Annotated in this window: 8 protein-coding genes and 3 rRNA genes; 4 read left to right on the top strand and 7 right to left on the bottom strand. The window is 68.4% G+C overall.

The window, feature by feature from the left end:
- The first annotated feature begins 11 nt into the window (after nucleotides 1-11).
- A complete protein-coding gene (locus tag SCK26_RS20085; protein ID WP_318202679.1) occupies nucleotides 12-1511 on the top strand; it encodes a type IV secretory system conjugative DNA transfer family protein in 1500 nt (499 codons plus the stop codon).
- A gap of 51 nt (nucleotides 1512-1562) precedes the next feature.
- Here SCK26_RS20085 and SCK26_RS20080 read toward each other — a convergent pair whose 3' ends face one another.
- From SCK26_RS20080 to SCK26_RS20060, 5 genes are all read right to left on the bottom strand, one after another.
- Entirely contained in the window at nucleotides 1563-2129 is a 567-nt protein-coding gene (locus SCK26_RS20080; protein WP_318202678.1) for a GNAT family N-acetyltransferase, read from the bottom strand.
- Between the two features lie 77 nt (nucleotides 2130-2206).
- A 5S ribosomal RNA gene (gene rrf, locus SCK26_RS20075) occupies nucleotides 2207-2324 on the bottom strand.
- An 85-nt stretch (nucleotides 2325-2409) separates the two neighbouring features.
- Nucleotides 2410-5531, bottom strand: a 23S ribosomal RNA gene (locus SCK26_RS20070).
- Nucleotides 5532-5827: 296 nt separating this feature from the next.
- Nucleotides 5828-7354: ribosomal RNA gene (locus tag SCK26_RS20065) — 16S ribosomal RNA — on the bottom strand.
- Together the 16S, 23S and 5S rRNA genes form the textbook arrangement of a ribosomal RNA operon.
- A gap of 659 nt (nucleotides 7355-8013) precedes the next feature.
- Nucleotides 8014-8562 carry a MarR family winged helix-turn-helix transcriptional regulator gene (locus SCK26_RS20060; RefSeq protein ID WP_225099788.1) on the bottom strand — a complete coding sequence of 183 codons (549 nt, stop codon included), beginning with the start codon at nucleotides 8560-8562 and terminating at the stop codon, nucleotides 8014-8016.
- A 110-nt stretch (nucleotides 8563-8672) separates the two neighbouring features.
- Between SCK26_RS20060 and SCK26_RS20055 the strand changes: the two genes are divergently transcribed.
- A complete protein-coding gene (locus tag SCK26_RS20055; RefSeq protein ID WP_318202677.1) occupies nucleotides 8673-9959 on the top strand; it encodes an MFS transporter in 1287 nt (428 codons plus the stop codon).
- Between the two features lie 99 nt (nucleotides 9960-10058).
- Here the strand turns inward: SCK26_RS20055 and SCK26_RS20050 are convergent, their stop codons facing one another.
- Entirely contained in the window at nucleotides 10059-11702 is a 1644-nt protein-coding gene (locus SCK26_RS20050; protein ID WP_318202676.1) for a SpoIIE family protein phosphatase, read from the bottom strand.
- A 138-nt stretch (nucleotides 11703-11840) separates the two neighbouring features.
- Nucleotides 11841-13214, bottom strand: coding sequence for an NAD(P)/FAD-dependent oxidoreductase (locus SCK26_RS20045; RefSeq protein WP_318202675.1), 1374 nt, complete (start codon nucleotides 13212-13214; stop codon nucleotides 11841-11843).
- 377 nt (nucleotides 13215-13591) lie between these two features.
- Between SCK26_RS20045 and SCK26_RS20040 the strand changes: the two genes are divergently transcribed.
- Both SCK26_RS20040 and SCK26_RS20035 read left to right on the top strand, forming a co-directional pair.
- On the top strand, nucleotides 13592-14359 hold the full coding sequence (locus tag SCK26_RS20040; RefSeq protein ID WP_318202674.1) for a TetR/AcrR family transcriptional regulator: 768 nt from the start codon (nucleotides 13592-13594) through the stop codon (nucleotides 14357-14359).
- Nucleotides 14360-14621: 262 nt separating this feature from the next.
- Nucleotides 14622-16490 (top strand): sigma-70 family RNA polymerase sigma factor, encoded by a 1869-nt coding sequence (locus tag SCK26_RS20035; RefSeq protein WP_318202673.1) that lies wholly within the window; start codon nucleotides 14622-14624, stop codon nucleotides 16488-16490.
- Nucleotides 16491-16495: the final 5 nt, after the last annotated feature.

Below are 16495 nucleotides of genomic sequence, written 5' to 3'. Positions count from 1 at the left end.
GGGAGTGCAGTGTGAGACCGGACGATCGCCGTGACCCCCGCCGGGACCGCCAGGGCGGCATCCCGGACGGGCTGCTGGTCGGCGTCCTGGCGTTCCTCATCGGGATGACCGTCCTGGTGTGGGCGGCCACCGGCCTCGCGGCCCGGTTCTCCCAGGGCGCCTGGCCGGACGGCGTCACCTTCACCCGCACCCCCCTGGCCATGCGCCACCTCATCGGCCGGCCGCACGACCTTCCCGGCGCCTGGCCGGACACCCCGCCGGGCCAGCTCTCCGGGTGGGGCCTGTTCTGGGGCCTGTTCCTGGGCCAGCTGATGATCCTCTTCGTGCTCACCGTGTTCACGCTGGGCGCGGTGGCCCGCTGGCGCGCGAGCCGGCTACGACGCGCCACGACGGCCCGGGACCCGCTGGACGGCCCGCCGCCGCGGCCCCTGCCCGCCGAGCCCCGGTACGAGGCCCAGGAGCGGCGCCACGACGTCCCGGAGCCCCGCCACGAGGTCCTCCTGCCGCGCACCGAGCCGCTGCCCGTGACGCCCGCCGGGGAGACGGCCGTGCCGGCGCCGCCGGCCGGTCCGCCGGCCGGCGGCGACCGGGAGACGGTCTTCATCGCGCCGAGGGAGGACCGGCAGACGGCCGCGGTCCAGGCCGTACGCGACGCGGAGGGCCCCGTCCTCCTCGTCACCTCCAACCCGGCCCTGTGGGCGGAGACCAAGGACACCCGGGCCAAGCTGGGCCCCACCCTGCTCTACGACCCCACGCACCGGTGCGACACCCCGGCCCGCCTGCACTGGTCGCCCACGGCGGGCTGCGAGGACAGACAGACGGCCCTGCACCGGGCGACGGCCCTGCTCGCCCCCGTACGGCCCACCGCGCGGATCGACCAGGCGGTGGCCGACACGGCGATCGTCCTGCTGCGCAGCTATCTGCACGCCGCCGCCCTGGAGAACCGCACCATCCGGCACGTGCACCGCTGGGCGCAGGGCACCCAGGTCCAGGACGCGGTCCGCACCCTGCGCACCCACCCGAAGGCCGCGCCCGGCGCCGCCGGCGAGCTGGAGGCGGCACTCACCGCGCACCCGGAACGCCGGGACATCGCGCAGGAGTTGACCAGCAGGGCCCTGTCGGCGCTGTTCACGGTGAACATCCGGGAGGCGTGCACTCCCAACCGAAGCGATGCCCTCGCCCTGGATTCCTTCGTCCACGAAGGGGGCACGCTTTATCTGGTCGGTGAATCCATCGAGGACCCGCGGAGCAATCCGGGCGCGATGCCGCTCCTGACGGCCCTCGTCTCCAGCGTGGTCGAGCGCGGCCGGCGCATGGCCGAACGGTCATCCTCCGGTCGGCTCGACCCACCACTCACCCTGGTCCTGGACGACATCGCGGCCGTGGCGCCGCTGCCCGAGCTGCCGGACCTGCTGGCCGCCGGCGCCGACCAGGGCCTGCCGACGTTCGCGCTGCTCCGCTCCCGGGAGCAGGCCCGCACCCGCTGGCCGCACCAGGAACTCCCGGTCTGAGCAGTCCTCGCGCAAGGCTCCGGGAGCGCTTTCCGTATCGGAGAGGCTTTCTCAGAGCGGCCGTTCCACCACGAACTCCAGCTCCTCCTGGGCCTCGTCCTTCGAGAACGCCACGACCCGGCCGCTCGCCTCGAAGCCGATCTTCCGGTAGGCCGCCTGGGCCCGTGTGTTCTTCTCGTGGACGAACAGCCGCACCCGCTCGACGCCGCTCTCCCAGGCCCAGGCCAGCCCGGCGTCGAACAGCGCCTCGATGAGCCCTTTCCCACGGTGTTCCGGCCGTACGAACACGCCGACCACATGGCCCTGCCGCCGCTCGACCGGGAATCCGGCCCAGTCCTCGCTGCCGGCCTCCTCGATGAGCACGGTGGCCGAGCCGGCCCAGCCGCCGTCCGGTGCCTCGGCGATGAACTGCCGGGCCGTCGTGGAGCCCTCTCCCGAGCCGACGGCCCGGTCCTGCCAGAAGGAATCCGGCCGGGCCGCGGCCGCGTCGTAGGTCTCCAGAAAGGCGAGGTGCGCGATCGGGTCCCGCAACGCGTCCAGCCGCAGCTGCTTCACCCGCTCCCAATCACCGGGACGGACAGCGCGTATGACGTAGTCGTTGCCGCTCACGAGACTCATGGGCCCAAGATATCCGCACCGCACGCATAACGCAGAAAACCCCCGCACCATACGGTGCGGGGGTTTTCCCAAAAATTGTTCGGCGGTGTCCTACTCTCCCACAGGGTCCCCCCTGCAGTACCATCGGCGCTGTGAGGCTTAGCTTCCGGGTTCGGTATGTAAACCGGGCGTTTCCCTCACGCTATGACCACCGAAACACTATGAAACAATCAACCGGAACGCCCCCCAAGGGGGCGACATGGTCGTGGTTTCAGAACCAACACAGTGAACGCGAGCATCAATGGACAAGCCCTCGGCCTATTAGTACCAGTCAACTCCACCCGTTACCAGGCTTCCATATCTGGCCTATCAACCCAGTCGTCTACTGGGAGCCTTACCCCATCAAGTGGGTGGGAGTCCTCATCTCGAAGCAGGCTTCCCGCTTAGATGCTTTCAGCGGTTATCCCTCCCGAACGTAGCCAACCAGCCATGCCCTTGGCAGAACAACTGGCACACCAGAGGTTCGTCCGTCCCGGTCCTCTCGTACTAGGGACAGCCCTTCTCAAGACTCCTACGCGCACAGCGGATAGGGACCGAACTGTCTCACGACGTTCTAAACCCAGCTCGCGTACCGCTTTAATGGGCGAACAGCCCAACCCTTGGGACCGACTCCAGCCCCAGGATGCGACGAGCCGACATCGAGGTGCCAAACCATCCCGTCGATATGGACTCTTGGGGAAGATCAGCCTGTTATCCCCGGGGTACCTTTTATCCGTTGAGCGACGGCGCTTCCACAAGCCACCGCCGGATCACTAGTCCCGACTTTCGTCCCTGCTCGACCCGTCGGTCTCACAGTCAAGCTCCCTTGTGCACTTACACTCAACACCTGATTGCCAACCAGGCTGAGGGAACCTTTGGGCGCCTCCGTTACCCTTTAGGAGGCAACCGCCCCAGTTAAACTACCCATCAGACACTGTCCCTGATCCGGATCACGGACCCAGGTTAGACATCCAGCACGACCAGACTGGTATTTCAACGACGACTCCACCCACACTGGCGTGCGAGCTTCACAGTCTCCCAGCTATCCTACACAAGCCGAACCGAACACCAATATCAAACTGTAGTAAAGGTCCCGGGGTCTTTCCGTCCTGCTGCGCGAAACGAGCATCTTTACTCGTAGTGCAATTTCACCGGGCCTATGGTTGAGACAGTCGAGAAGTCGTTACGCCATTCGTGCAGGTCGGAACTTACCCGACAAGGAATTTCGCTACCTTAGGATGGTTATAGTTACCACCGCCGTTTACTGGCGCTTAAGTTCTCAGCTTCGCCACACCGAAATGTGACTAACCGGTCCCCTTAACGTTCCAGCACCGGGCAGGCGTCAGTCCGTATACATCGCCTTACGGCTTCGCACGGACCTGTGTTTTTAGTAAACAGTCGCTTCTCGCTGGTCTCTGCGGCCACCCCCAGCTCAGAGCGCAAAGCTCATCACCAGGTGTGGCCCCCCTTCTCCCGAAGTTACGGGGGCATTTTGCCGAGTTCCTTAACCATAGTTCACCCGAACGCCTCGGTATTCTCTACCTGACCACCTGAGTCGGTTTAGGGTACGGGCCGCCATGAAACTCGCTAGAGGCTTTTCTCGACAGCATAGGATCATCCACTTCACCACAATCGGCTCGGCATCAGGTCTCACCCTGCAAGAGTGGCGGATTTGCCTACCACTCGGGCTACACCCTTACCCCGGGACAACCACCGCCCGGGATGGACTACCTTCCTGCGTCACCCCATCACTCACCTACTAACCGCTTGGTCCGGCGGCTCCACCACTTTCCATTCCCCGAAGGGTCCGGAACGGCTTCACGGCCTTAGCATCACGATGCTCGATGTTTGACGCTTCACAGCGGGTACCGGAATATCAACCGGTTATCCATCGACTACGCCTGTCGGCCTCGCCTTAGGTCCCGACTTACCCTGGGCAGATCAGCTTGACCCAGGAACCCTTAGTCAATCGGCGCAAACGTTTCTCACGTTTGTATCGCTACTCATGCCTGCATTCTCACTCGTCAACCGTCCACGACTACCTTCCAGTGCCGCTTCACCCGGCAGACGACGCTCCCCTACCCATCACAGCACCCGTTGGGGCTTATTGCTGCAATGACACGACTTCGGCGGTACGCTTGAGCCCCGCTACATTGTCGGCGCGGAATCACTAGACCAGTGAGCTATTACGCACTCTTTCAAGGGTGGCTGCTTCTAAGCCAACCTCCTGGTTGTCTGTGCGACTCCACATCCTTTCCCACTTAGCGTACGCTTAGGGGCCTTAGTCGATGCTCTGGGCTGTTTCCCTCTCGACCATGGAGCTTATCCCCCACAGTCTCACTGCCGCGCTCTCACTTACCGGCATTCGGAGTTTGGCTAAGGTCAGTAACCCGGTAGGGCCCATCGCCTATCCAGTGCTCTACCTCCGGCAAGAAACACACGACGCTGCACCTAAATGCATTTCGGGGAGAACCAGCTATCACGGAGTTTGATTGGCCTTTCACCCCTAACCACAGGTCATCCCCCAGGTTTTCAACCCTGGTGGGTTCGGTCCTCCACGAAGTCTTACCTCCGCTTCAACCTGCCCATGGCTAGATCACTCCGCTTCGGGTCTTGAGCGTGCTACTAAAACGCCCTATTCGGACTCGCTTTCGCTACGGCTTCCCCACCCGGGTTAACCTCGCAACACACCGCAAACTCGCAGGCTCATTCTTCAAAAGGCACGCAGTCACGAGAACAAGGCAAGCCTCGTTCCGACGCTCCCACGGCTTGTAGGCACACGGTTTCAGGTACTATTTCACTCCGCTCCCGCGGTACTTTTCACCATTCCCTCACGGTACTATCCGCTATCGGTCACCAGGGAATATTTAGGCTTAGCGGGTGGTCCCGCCAGATTCACACGGGATTTCTCGGGCCCCGTGCTACTTGGGTGTTTCTCAAACGAGCCGCTGATGTTTCGACTACGGGGGTCTTACCCTCTACGCCGGACCTTTCGCATGTCCTTCGCCTACATCAACGGTTTCTGACTCGTCGACCAGCCGGCAGACTGATCAAGAGAAATCCCACAACCCCGTATACGCAACCCCTGCCGGGTCTCACACGCATACGGTTTGGCCTCATCCGGTTTCGCTCGCCACTACTCCCGGAATCACGGTTGTTTTCTCTTCCTGAGGGTACTGAGATGTTTCACTTCCCCTCGTTCCCTCCACACTGCCTATGTGTTCAGCAGCGGGTGACAGCCCATGACGACTGCCGGGTTTCCCCATTCGGAAACCCCCGGATCAAAGCCTGGTTGACGACTCCCCGGGGACTATCGCGGCCTCCCACGTCCTTCATCGGTTCCTGGTGCCAAGGCATCCACCGTGCGCCCTTAAAAACTTGGCCACAGATGCTCGCGTTCACTGTGTAGTTCTCAAACAACGACCAGCCACCCATCACCCCAGACCAAAGGTCCGAGTGCACTGGGGCCGGCAACTGAGGAAGTTCGCTCCCTCAGACACCCAACAGCGTGCCCGATACCCTCATCCCTTCGCTCGTTCCGTTCCACGCCGAAGCAGTACTAGGAAGAGCAGCAGGTCAAAAGTGCCGAGTAGTCAACGTTCCACCCATGAGCTAACCACCGTCGATCATTCGCCGACGTAGTGGCTCTGGCTGCCTCGCGGCAGCTAGATGCTCCTTAGAAAGGAGGTGATCCAGCCGCACCTTCCGGTACGGCTACCTTGTTACGACTTCGTCCCAATCGCCAGTCCCACCTTCGACAGCTCCCTCCCACAAGGGGTTGGGCCACCGGCTTCGGGTGTTACCGACTTTCGTGACGTGACGGGCGGTGTGTACAAGGCCCGGGAACGTATTCACCGCAGCAATGCTGATCTGCGATTACTAGCGACTCCGACTTCATGGGGTCGAGTTGCAGACCCCAATCCGAACTGAGACCGGCTTTTTGAGATTCGCTCCACCTCACGGTATCGCAGCTCATTGTACCGGCCATTGTAGCACGTGTGCAGCCCAAGACATAAGGGGCATGATGACTTGACGTCGTCCCCACCTTCCTCCGAGTTGACCCCGGCGGTCTCCCGTGAGTCCCCAGCACCACAAGGGCCTGCTGGCAACACGGGACAAGGGTTGCGCTCGTTGCGGGACTTAACCCAACATCTCACGACACGAGCTGACGACAGCCATGCACCACCTGTACACCGACCACAAGGGGGGCACTATCTCTAATGCTTTCCGGTGTATGTCAAGCCTTGGTAAGGTTCTTCGCGTTGCGTCGAATTAAGCCACATGCTCCGCCGCTTGTGCGGGCCCCCGTCAATTCCTTTGAGTTTTAGCCTTGCGGCCGTACTCCCCAGGCGGGGCACTTAATGCGTTAGCTGCGGCACGGACAACGTGGAATGTTGCCCACACCTAGTGCCCACCGTTTACGGCGTGGACTACCAGGGTATCTAATCCTGTTCGCTCCCCACGCTTTCGCTCCTCAGCGTCAGTATCGGCCCAGAGATCCGCCTTCGCCACCGGTGTTCCTCCTGATATCTGCGCATTTCACCGCTACACCAGGAATTCCGATCTCCCCTACCGAACTCTAGCCTGCCCGTATCGACTGCAGACCCGGGGTTAAGCCCCGGGCTTTCACAACCGACGTGACAAGCCGCCTACGAGCTCTTTACGCCCAATAATTCCGGACAACGCTTGCGCCCTACGTATTACCGCGGCTGCTGGCACGTAGTTAGCCGGCGCTTCTTCTGCAGGTACCGTCACTTTCGCTTCTTCCCTGCTGAAAGAGGTTTACAACCCGAAGGCCGTCATCCCTCACGCGGCGTCGCTGCATCAGGCTTTCGCCCATTGTGCAATATTCCCCACTGCTGCCTCCCGTAGGAGTCTGGGCCGTGTCTCAGTCCCAGTGTGGCCGGTCGCCCTCTCAGGCCGGCTACCCGTCGTCGCCTTGGTGAGCCGTTACCTCACCAACAAGCTGATAGGCCGCGGGCTCATCCTGCACCGCCGGAGCTTTACAGCCTCCACCATGCGATGGAAGCTCATATCCGGTATTAGACCCCGTTTCCAGGGCTTGTCCCAGAGTGCAGGGCAGATTGCCCACGTGTTACTCACCCGTTCGCCACTAATCCCCTCCCGAAGGAGGTTCATCGTTCGACTTGCATGTGTTAAGCACGCCGCCAGCGTTCGTCCTGAGCCAGGATCAAACTCTCCGTGAATGTTTTCCCGTAATCGGGATGACACATCACGAGAGCGGTGCGAGAGGAGGAATAGTCCTCTCGCACACAGCGTCCTCGCTGTGTTTTTTCAAAGGAACCTCGTCCCGGCCGTGATGACCGGAGACGGGGTATCAACATATCTGGCGTTGACTTTTGGCACGCTGTTGAGTTCTCAAGGAACGGTCGCTTCCTTTGTACTCACCCTCTCGGGCTTTCCTCCGGGCGCTTCCCTTCGGTCTTGCGTTTCCGACTCTATCAGATCTTTTCTCGATCCGATTTCCTCGGTGCTTTCCAGGTTCCCGCTCTCGCGTTTCCCTTTCCGGCGGTTCCGACTCTATCAGATCCTTTCGGCGTCTGATCCCCGGTCAGCGGGGTTTGCCTTCCCGGCCGTTGGGCCGTTCCGACGTCTCAAACCTTAGCGGATCCTCCCGGCGATTCCCAATCGGGCCGCCGAGTCCGTATTCGAATTGAATTCGGGCACGCCGAAATCAACCCGTACGGGAGATCGTGCTGGTGGTGTGAGGGGTGCCGCTCAAGGCGGCGGAGTGCTGCCGAGGAACCGTTACGGCTCCGTGGCAACCCGAAGAACCCTACGGATCGACAGCAGGCGTGTCAACACCCCTCTGTCAACATCTTTTGCGCGGCCTCGGGAGCCGGTCTCAGTCCAGGTCGGTGAGCCGGCCGCCGGCGTCCGGCTGCGCGTGCTCCACCCGGCGCAGGAGCCGGGTCAGGACCTCGCCGAGCACCGCGCGCTCGGCGGGAGTGAGGTCCTGGAGGAGGTCCTCCTCGAAGACCGTCGCCAGGCGCATGGCCTCCAGCCACTTCTCGCGGCCCTCGGGCGTCAGCTCCACGATGACCCGGACGCGGTTGGACTCGTCCCGCTCCCGGGTGACCAGACCCTCGGCCACCATGCGGTCGATCCGGTGCGTCATCGCGGCCGGAGTCAGGCCGAGCCGCTTGGCCAGGTCGCTCGGACCCATGCGATAGGGCGCACCGGAGAGGACGAGGGCCTTGAGGACCTCCCACTCGGCATTGCTGATGCCGAGGGCGGAGGTCTGACGGCCGTACGCGACATTCATCCGGCGGTTGAGCCGGGACAGCGCCGACACGATCTTCTCGACCTGGGGGTCCAGGTCCTGGAACTCGCGCTGGTAGGCGGCGATCTGTTCTTCGAGTGTCGGCTCCGTGACGCCGGGGGTGTCGGCCATGGCCGCAGTATCGCACGCGACCCCTTTGCCTTGAAGTCCTTCGCTGTGTAATCTTTAGCTTCGAACTTTAGCTTCGAAGTCTTCAGGTCTAACTAGTGAGAGAGGTGAACGTGACCAGGGCGATGGGCGCGGCGATGCGCCGGATCCACGTGGGCAACGCGCTCAGCGCGTTCGGGCTCGGCTTCACCGTCCCCTACCTGTACGTCTACGTGGCGCAGGTGCGGGGGCTGGGAGCCATGACGGCGGGACTCGTGCTCGCCGTCTTCGCCGTGGCCGCGCTGATCGTGCTGCCGTTCGCCGGCCGGGCGATCGTGCGGCGCGGTCCCCTGCCGGTCCTGCTCGCCGCCCTGGTCCTCGCCGCTCTGGGCGCGCTGAGCCTCGGTCTGGCGGGCGGGGCCGCGAGCGTGCTGCTGTCCGCCGCCGCGCTCGGTGCCGGACAGGCCGTGATGCAGCCGGCGCTGGCGACGATGATCGTGGACTGCTCCACGGCGGACACGCGCTCGCGGGCGTTCGCGATGCAGTTCTTCCTGCAGAACCTGGGGCTCGGCGTGGGCGGCCTCATCGGCGGTCACCTCGTCGACACCACGCGCGTGTCCTCGTTCACGCTGCTGTTCGCGATCGAGGCGCTGATGTTCCTGGTGCTGGTCGTGGTGATGGCGACCGTGCGCATGCCGCACTCCCCCCGGATGGCGGACGCTCCGGCGCGGTCGGCCAGGGGCGGCTGGAAGCAGTTGCTCGGCAACCGGGCGATGGTGCAGCTGTGCGTGCTGGGCTTCGTGCTCTTCTTCGCCTGCTACGGCCAGTTCGAGTCGGGACTGAGCGCCTACGGCGTGGAGGCGGCCGGGATATCCACGTCCGCGCTGGGGACGGCGCTGGCCGCGAACACGCTGATGATCGTGGTCGCCCAGTTCGCCGTGCTGAAGCTCGTGGAGCGGCGCCGGCGGACCCGGGTCATCGCCGCGGTCGGCCTGATCTGGGCGGTCGCGTGGCTGGCCGCCGGGTACGCGGGGCTGGGACACGGCAGCCAGGAGATGGCCACGGCCGCCTTCGTGTCGACGTACGCGCTGTTCGGGCTGGGTGAAGCGATGCTGTCGCCGACGGTCGCGCCGCTGGTCGCCGATCTGGCGCCGGAGGGCCTGGCCGGTCAGTACAACTCGGCGTTCGCGCTGGTCAAGCAGCTGGCACTGGCGGTCGGCCCGGCGGTGGGCGGTCCGCTGGGCGCCTCGCTGCACGCGCCGTACGTCGTGACCTTCCTGCTGTTCTCGCTGTCGGTCACCGTGCTGGCCCTGCGGCTGGGACGGAGCCTCACCGCGGCGCAGGACCGGCCGTGGACGGCGCGGGAGAGCCGGGTGGTCAGCCGGGGCGGGGCACCGGAGCCGGTCGCCGCGGAGGCGTAGGACCGCGCCGCCGGGGTGGCGCCTGGCGGGGGCGCGGGGAACGGCGCTGCCGGCCGCGGACCGCCCGCGCCCGGCAGCCGGCCCCTACCCGCGCGGCGCTCAGCCCTTCGGCAGGACGAACTCGCACCAGACCGCCTTGCCGCCCGGTGTGCGGCGGCAGCCCCAGCTGGAGGCGATCGTCGCCACGATGGCGATGCCCCGGCCGGACTCGTCGCCCGGCTCCGCGCGGCGGCGCCTGGGCAGGTGGTCGTCGCCGTCCGTGACCTCGATGATCAGGCGGCGGTCGGTGCGGCGCAGGCGCAGCCGCATGGGCGGGACGCCGTGCTGGAGGGAGTTGGCGACCAGCTCGCTGGTGGCGAGGACGCCGAGGTCGTGCAGGTCGGCGGGGAAGCGCCAGCTGGTCAGCACGCCGGAGGCGAACGCGCGGGCGCGGGGTGCCGCCTCGACGCCGCCGAGGAGTTCCAGGGCCGCGTTGCGGAAGAGATCGCCGTCGGGGCCGGTACGCGCCGGGTGCTGGAGGACGAGGACGGCCACGTCGTCGTCGTGGTCGGCGGTGACGCCGGCCGAGCGGACCAGGCGGTCGCAGACGACCTGCGGGCTCCCGGTGGCGCCGGCCAGCGCGCCGGCGAGCGCGGCGATGCCCTCGTCCAGGTCGGCGTCCCGGCGCTCCACCAGGCCGTCGGTGTAGAGGACGGCCGTGGCGCCGGGGCCGAGGTCGACGCAGCCGGAGGAGTGGATCCAGCCGCCGGTGCCGAGCGGCGGGCCGGTGGGTTCGTCGGCGCGGGTGACCACGCCGTTCTCGTCGCGGACCAGGATCGGCAGATGGCCGGCGGACGCGTACACCAGGCGGCCCTCGTTCGGGTCGTGGATCGCGTAGACACAGGTGGCGATCTGGTTGGCGTCGATCTCGGCGGCGAGGCCGTCGAGCAGCTGGAGCACCTCGTGCGGGGGCAGGTCGAGGCGGGCGTAGGCGCGGACGGCCGTGCGGAGCTGGCCCATGACGGCCGCGGCCCGCACCCCGCGGCCCATGACGTCGCCGATGACCAGCGCGGTCCGGCCGCCGCCGAGGGTGATCACGTCGTACCAGTCGCCGCCGACCGCGGCCTCGGTGCCGCCGGGCTGGTAGGTGGCGGCGATGCGCAGGTCGTCGGGCTGCTCCAGTTCCTGCGGGAGCAGGGAGCGCTGGAGGGTGACGGCCGTCTCACGCTGGCGGCGTTCGCTGGCGCGCAGGCGTTCGGCGGCCTCGGCGTGGTCGGTGACGTCGGTGGCGAAGACCAGCACGCCCGCGTCGCGGTCGCCGTCCTCGGTGACGGGCGTGCAGGTGAAGGTGTACGAGCGGCCGTCGACGGCCTTGCGGGACTTCAGGGTGCGGGGTCTGCCGCTGCGCAGCACCTGGTCGAGCAGCGGGAGCAGGCCCAGCTCGGCGAGTTCGGGCAGGGCGTCACGGGCGGGGGCGCCGGTGGGGCGGACGCCGAAGGCGGTGGTGTAGGCGCCGTTGACGTAGCCGATGCGGTGGTCGGGGCCGTGGACGAGGGCGACGAGGGCCGGGACGCGGTCCAGGACGTCACGCGTGGGCAGTTCGTCGACGGCGGGCACCGCGGGTCCGCCGTCGGCGGACCGTTCGGCGCGGGCCGCGGGCACGGAGCCGTCCCCCCGCCGGTCCGGCGGGACCGCCGACTCGGTCCGCGCGGCGGCGCGGCGCTGCGTTCCGGGGAGCCGGGCGCTCCAGCGCGTGAAGTTCACTGTGGGGAAACCCTCGTGGGTGCTGTGGGCGGGCGGGGATGACCGGTCCGGGGACGGGGGCGGTCCGGCAGGGGGCGGACCGCGGCGACATCCGTCAGACGCCTCGGCGGTCCGCGGAGTTCCCGGGTCCGTACGGGACTACCCCTTCGGGTCGTCGGAGGGGCTGTGCGGAGGCTTTCCACCGGCCGCCAGTTCGAACTCCGCACGGGGGTGTTCGAGCGAGCCGAGCGAGACGATCTCCCGCTTGAACAGCCCGGCGAGGGTCCATTCGGCGAGCACCCGGGCCTTGCGGTTGACGGTGGGCACGCGGCTGAGGTGGTACAGGCGGTGCATGAACCAGGCCGGGTAGCCCTTCAGCTCGCGGCCGTAGACCTGGGCGACGCCCTTGTGCAGGCCGAGGGAGGCGACGGAGCCGGCGTAGCGGTGCGCGTACGTCTCCAGGGGCTCCCCGCGCAGCGCGTGCGCGATGTTGTCGCCGAGGACCCTGGCCTGGCGGACCGCGTGCTGGGCGTTGGGCGCGGTGTCGGAGCCGGGCTCGGCGGCGGTGACGTCGGGGACGGCGGCGGCGTCGCCCGCGGCCCAGACGTGCTCGGTGCCCTCGACGGTGAGCTGGGCGGTGCAGCGGAGCCGGCCGCGGTCGGTGCGCGGCAGGCCGGTGGCGGCGATCAGCGGGTGCGGTTTGACGCCGGCCGTCCACACGAGCGTACGAGTGGGGAAGCGCTGGCCGTCGCTGAGGACGGCGACCCGGTCGGCGCAGGATTCCAGGCGGGTGTCCAGCAGCACCTGGATGTTGCGGCGGCGCAGCTGGGTGACGGTGTAGCGGCCCATCTCCGGGCCGACCTCCGGCAGGATCCGGTCGGTGGCCTCGACGAGGATCCACTTCATGTCCTCGGGGCGGAGGTTGTGGTAGTAGCGGGCGGCGTAGCGGGCCATGTCCTCCAGTTCGCCGAGGGCCTCGACGCCCGCGTAGCCGCCGCCGACGAAGACGAAGGTGAGGGCGGCGTCGCGGATCGCGGGGTCGCGGGTGGAGGAGGCGATGTCCATCTGTTCGATGACGTGGTTGCGCAGGCCGATGGCCTCCTCGACGGTCTTGAAGCCGATGCCGTACTCGGCGAGGCCGGGGACAGGCAGGGCGCGGGAGACCGAGCCGGGGGCGAGCACGAGTTCGTCGTAGCCGAGCAGTTCGGCGGAGCTGCCCTCGTCGGCGGTGGCGAGCGTGCTGACGGCCGCCGTGCGCGCCGCGTGGTCGATGGAGGTCACCTCGCCGATGACGACGTGACACCGGTGCAGGACGCGGCGCAGCGGTACGACGACGTGGCGCGGCGAGATCGAGCCCGCGGCGGCCTCGGGAAGGAACGGCTGGTACGTCATGTAGGGGTCGGGAGTGACGACGGTGATGTCGGCCTCGCCTCTCCTCAGCTCCGCCTTCAGCTTCCGCTGGAGACGCAGGGCCGTGTACATCCCGACGTAGCCGCCGCCGACAACCAGAATGCGCGCACGTTCCTTCACCATCCCATGACGCACCCGGCGCCGGAGTTTGTCCACAGGCCCGGCAATTTGTGTGACCGGCGGCCGGGTGTGCGCCGAGTCGGCCGCGGCGACCGTGCGGGACGAAAGGGGGCAGGTCAGCGGGGGCGGCGGAGAGGGCGGGATGGGACGGAATCGGGACGTACACGCCCCGTACTCCGATCGGGGGGCGCACTGTACGGAACCTGCCCCTTCTGAATTGACTGCCTCTCAACTATGTTCGTGTGTCGACGGAGTGTAGGGAATGTGGTCGAACGGGTCCGCGACGGGCGGATCCGGTCGGAACCGATGCCAGATCCGCGCGCTTCGTATCCAGTGGTGGGGAGAGTCTCCGGGGGGAGACGTCATTACCGGGGGAAGACATGCATGTTCAGGACACGCATTGGGCATCGGCCGCCGCCATCGCGCCCGGCGGCAGAACGATGAGTACGGCGGCGGGCACCCCACGCGCGGACGGGGTGCGGACGACTCCGCTGCGGGTGGACGCGCAGCGCAACCTGGAGCACGTGCTGCGTGCGGCGCGGGAGGTGTTCGGCGAGCTGGGGTACGGCGCGCCGATGGAGGACGTGGCGCGGCGCGCCCGGGTCGGGGTCGGCACGGTGTACCGGCGCTTTCCCAGCAAGGACGTGCTGGTGCGGCGGATCGCCGAGGAGGAGACGGCGCGGCTGACCGAGCAGGCGCGGACGGCGCTCGGGCAGGAGGACGAGCCGTGGTCGGCGCTGTCGCGGTTCCTGCGGACGTCGGTGGCGTCGGGCGCGGGACGGCTGCTGCCGCCGCAGGTGCTGCGGGTCGGTTCCGCCGGTTCGGACGGGCCGGGTGAGGCGGTCCGGGTGCCTCCGCAGCGGGTGCAGCCGGGCGGCGGTGAGCTGCGGCTGGTGTCGGACGAGTCCTCGATGGGGGCCGACGACGCCGGGGCCGGGGCGTTGCTCGACGTGGTCGGGCAGTTGGTGGAGCGGGCCCGGTCGGCGGGTGAGCTGCGGGCGGACGTGTCGGTGGGGGATGTGCTGCTGGTGATCGCCACGGCGGCGCCGTCCCTGCCGGATGCGGCGCAGCAGGCGGCGGCTTCGGCCCGGCTGCTGGACATCCTGCTGGAAGGGCTCCGGTCCCGGCCCGCGCCGGCTCCGGCGTAGGTCCGGCTCGGCCCGGTTCGTCCTCGGCGGACGCGTCGCGCGGGTGGTGCTCGCGGGACGCGTCCGCCGTCGGCGGCTGCCGGGTCGTGCGGCGGCGGCCCGGTGAGCGGTGCCGTCGGTCCGGCCGTCCCCGTTCGAAGGGTGTTCGGGGGCCCGGGGACAAGTGCGCTCGGACGAGTGGATGGGGTGCTCGGGAGAAAAGGGCTGTGGCACTCTGAGCCGGTGACGGGTTGGGCTGGGCCGGGGCCGGGAGCTGTCCGCGATGAGCGCTGACGGGTGGGACGAGTCACACGGGGGCGCGGAGAGGCGCGGGCCGCACGTGCCCGGCCAAGGCGGACGCGCCTCGTTCCGCGGCGGACCCGGGGACGGGAGTGTTCCGCCGCCTCGGGAGATACCCGCCGCCGACGGTGAGCTGATCGAACGGATGCGCTCCGGCGACGACTTCGCCTACGAGGAGCTGTACCGGCGGCACGCCGACGCGGTACGCCGGTACGCGCGGACCTGCTGCCGGGACGGCCACACCGCCGACGACCTCACCGCCGAGGTGTTCGCCCGGATGCTCCAGGCGGTGCGCGGCGGCTCCGGGCCCGAGCACGCCGTACGGGCCTATCTGCTGACCTCCGTACGACGCGTCGCCGCGCACTGGGCCAAGTCGGCCCGGCGCGAGCAGCTCGTCGACGACTTCGCGCTCTTCGCCCAGCAGGCCGCGCGGGCCGCGGAGGCGTCCGGCGCCGGCCCGGGCGATCCGGGCGCGGACGTACGCGCCCTGCACGAGGCCGAGCAGTCCCTGGCCATGCGCGCGTTCCGCTCCCTGCCCGAGCGCTGGCAGGCCGTGCTGTGGCACACCGAGGTGGAGGACGAGTCCCCGAGCGAGGTGGCCGTCCTGTTCGGGCTGGACGCCAACGGCACCCGGGTGCTCGCCAGCCGCGCCCGGGAGGGGCTGAAGCAGGCCTATCTCCAGGCCCACGTCAGCACCGCGCTCACCGCCGACGAGGAGTGCGCCCGCTACGCCGACCAGCTCGGCACCTACGCCCGCCGCAAACTGCGCGTACGGGCCGAGCGGGGCCTGCGCGAGCACCTCGCGGAGTGCGCCCGGTGCCGGCTGGCCGCGGCGCAGATCGAGGAGGTCGCGAGCGGGATCCCCGCGGTCGTCCCGGTCGCGGTCATCGGCTGGTTCGGGGCCGCCGGGTACGCCAAGGCGCTCGGGATCGTGGCGGGCGGCGCCGGGGCCGGGGCGGCCGGGGCCGCCGCCGCGGCCACCGGCTCGTCCGGGGCCGGCGGGGCCGCGGTTTCCGAGGGGCTCGGGGCGCCGGTGAAGGCCGGTATCGCGGCAGGAGTGGTCGCGGTGGCCGTCGCCGCGGTCGCGCTGGCCCTGGTGAACGACGACCGCCCGGCGAAGGAGGCCGTCGCCCGGCCGTCCCCGTCCGCTCCGGTCGTACGCCCCGGGACGCCGGCGCCCGTGCCCGCTCCTCCAAGGCCCCGGCCCGAGCCCTCGCCGAAGCCGGCGGCCGTCGCCCCCGCACCGCTTCCGGCCACGCCCACGCCGACGCCCACGCCCTCTCCCCCGCCGAAGCCGCGCCCCAGGCCCACACCGACGCCGACCCCGACGCCGACGTCCACTCCGCCGCCGAAGCCGAAGCCGAAGCCGAAGCCCAGGCCGACCCCGACGCCGACCCCGACCCCGCCGCCCGCACCCGCCGTCTACGAGTTGAGCGCGCTGCGCTTCGACGCCACCGGTGACGGCACCGAGCCCGAGATCAGGCTGGGCGGGAGCAGCTGGGTGTGGCAGCGGTACGGCCTGACGATCGGCGGCAGGACGTACGCGCACGGAGTCACCGTGCACGGCGAGTCCTCCGTCACCATCGACCTCAACCGGCCGTGCACCGCCTACGACGCGCGGGCCGGCGTGGACGACATGGCCCTCGGGCTCGGCAGGGTCTACTTCTCCGTCCACGCCGACGGGGTGCCGCTGTGGCGCTCCGGCATGGTCGAGGGCGGTGACCCGGCCGTCCCCGTGCATGTGGACCTCACCGGGCGCCGGACCGTACGGCTGGTGGTGGAGCCGCGCGACCACGGTCCCGGCCGGGTGGCGCCGGCGGACTGGGCGGAGTCCCGGTTCACCTGCCGGTAGGCCCG

The organism is Streptomyces sp. SCL15-4, assembly GCF_033366695.1.
In the GTDB taxonomy this organism is placed as follows: domain Bacteria; phylum Actinomycetota; class Actinomycetes; order Streptomycetales; family Streptomycetaceae; genus Streptomyces.
This window is presented reverse-complemented; position numbering and strand designations above follow the sequence as displayed.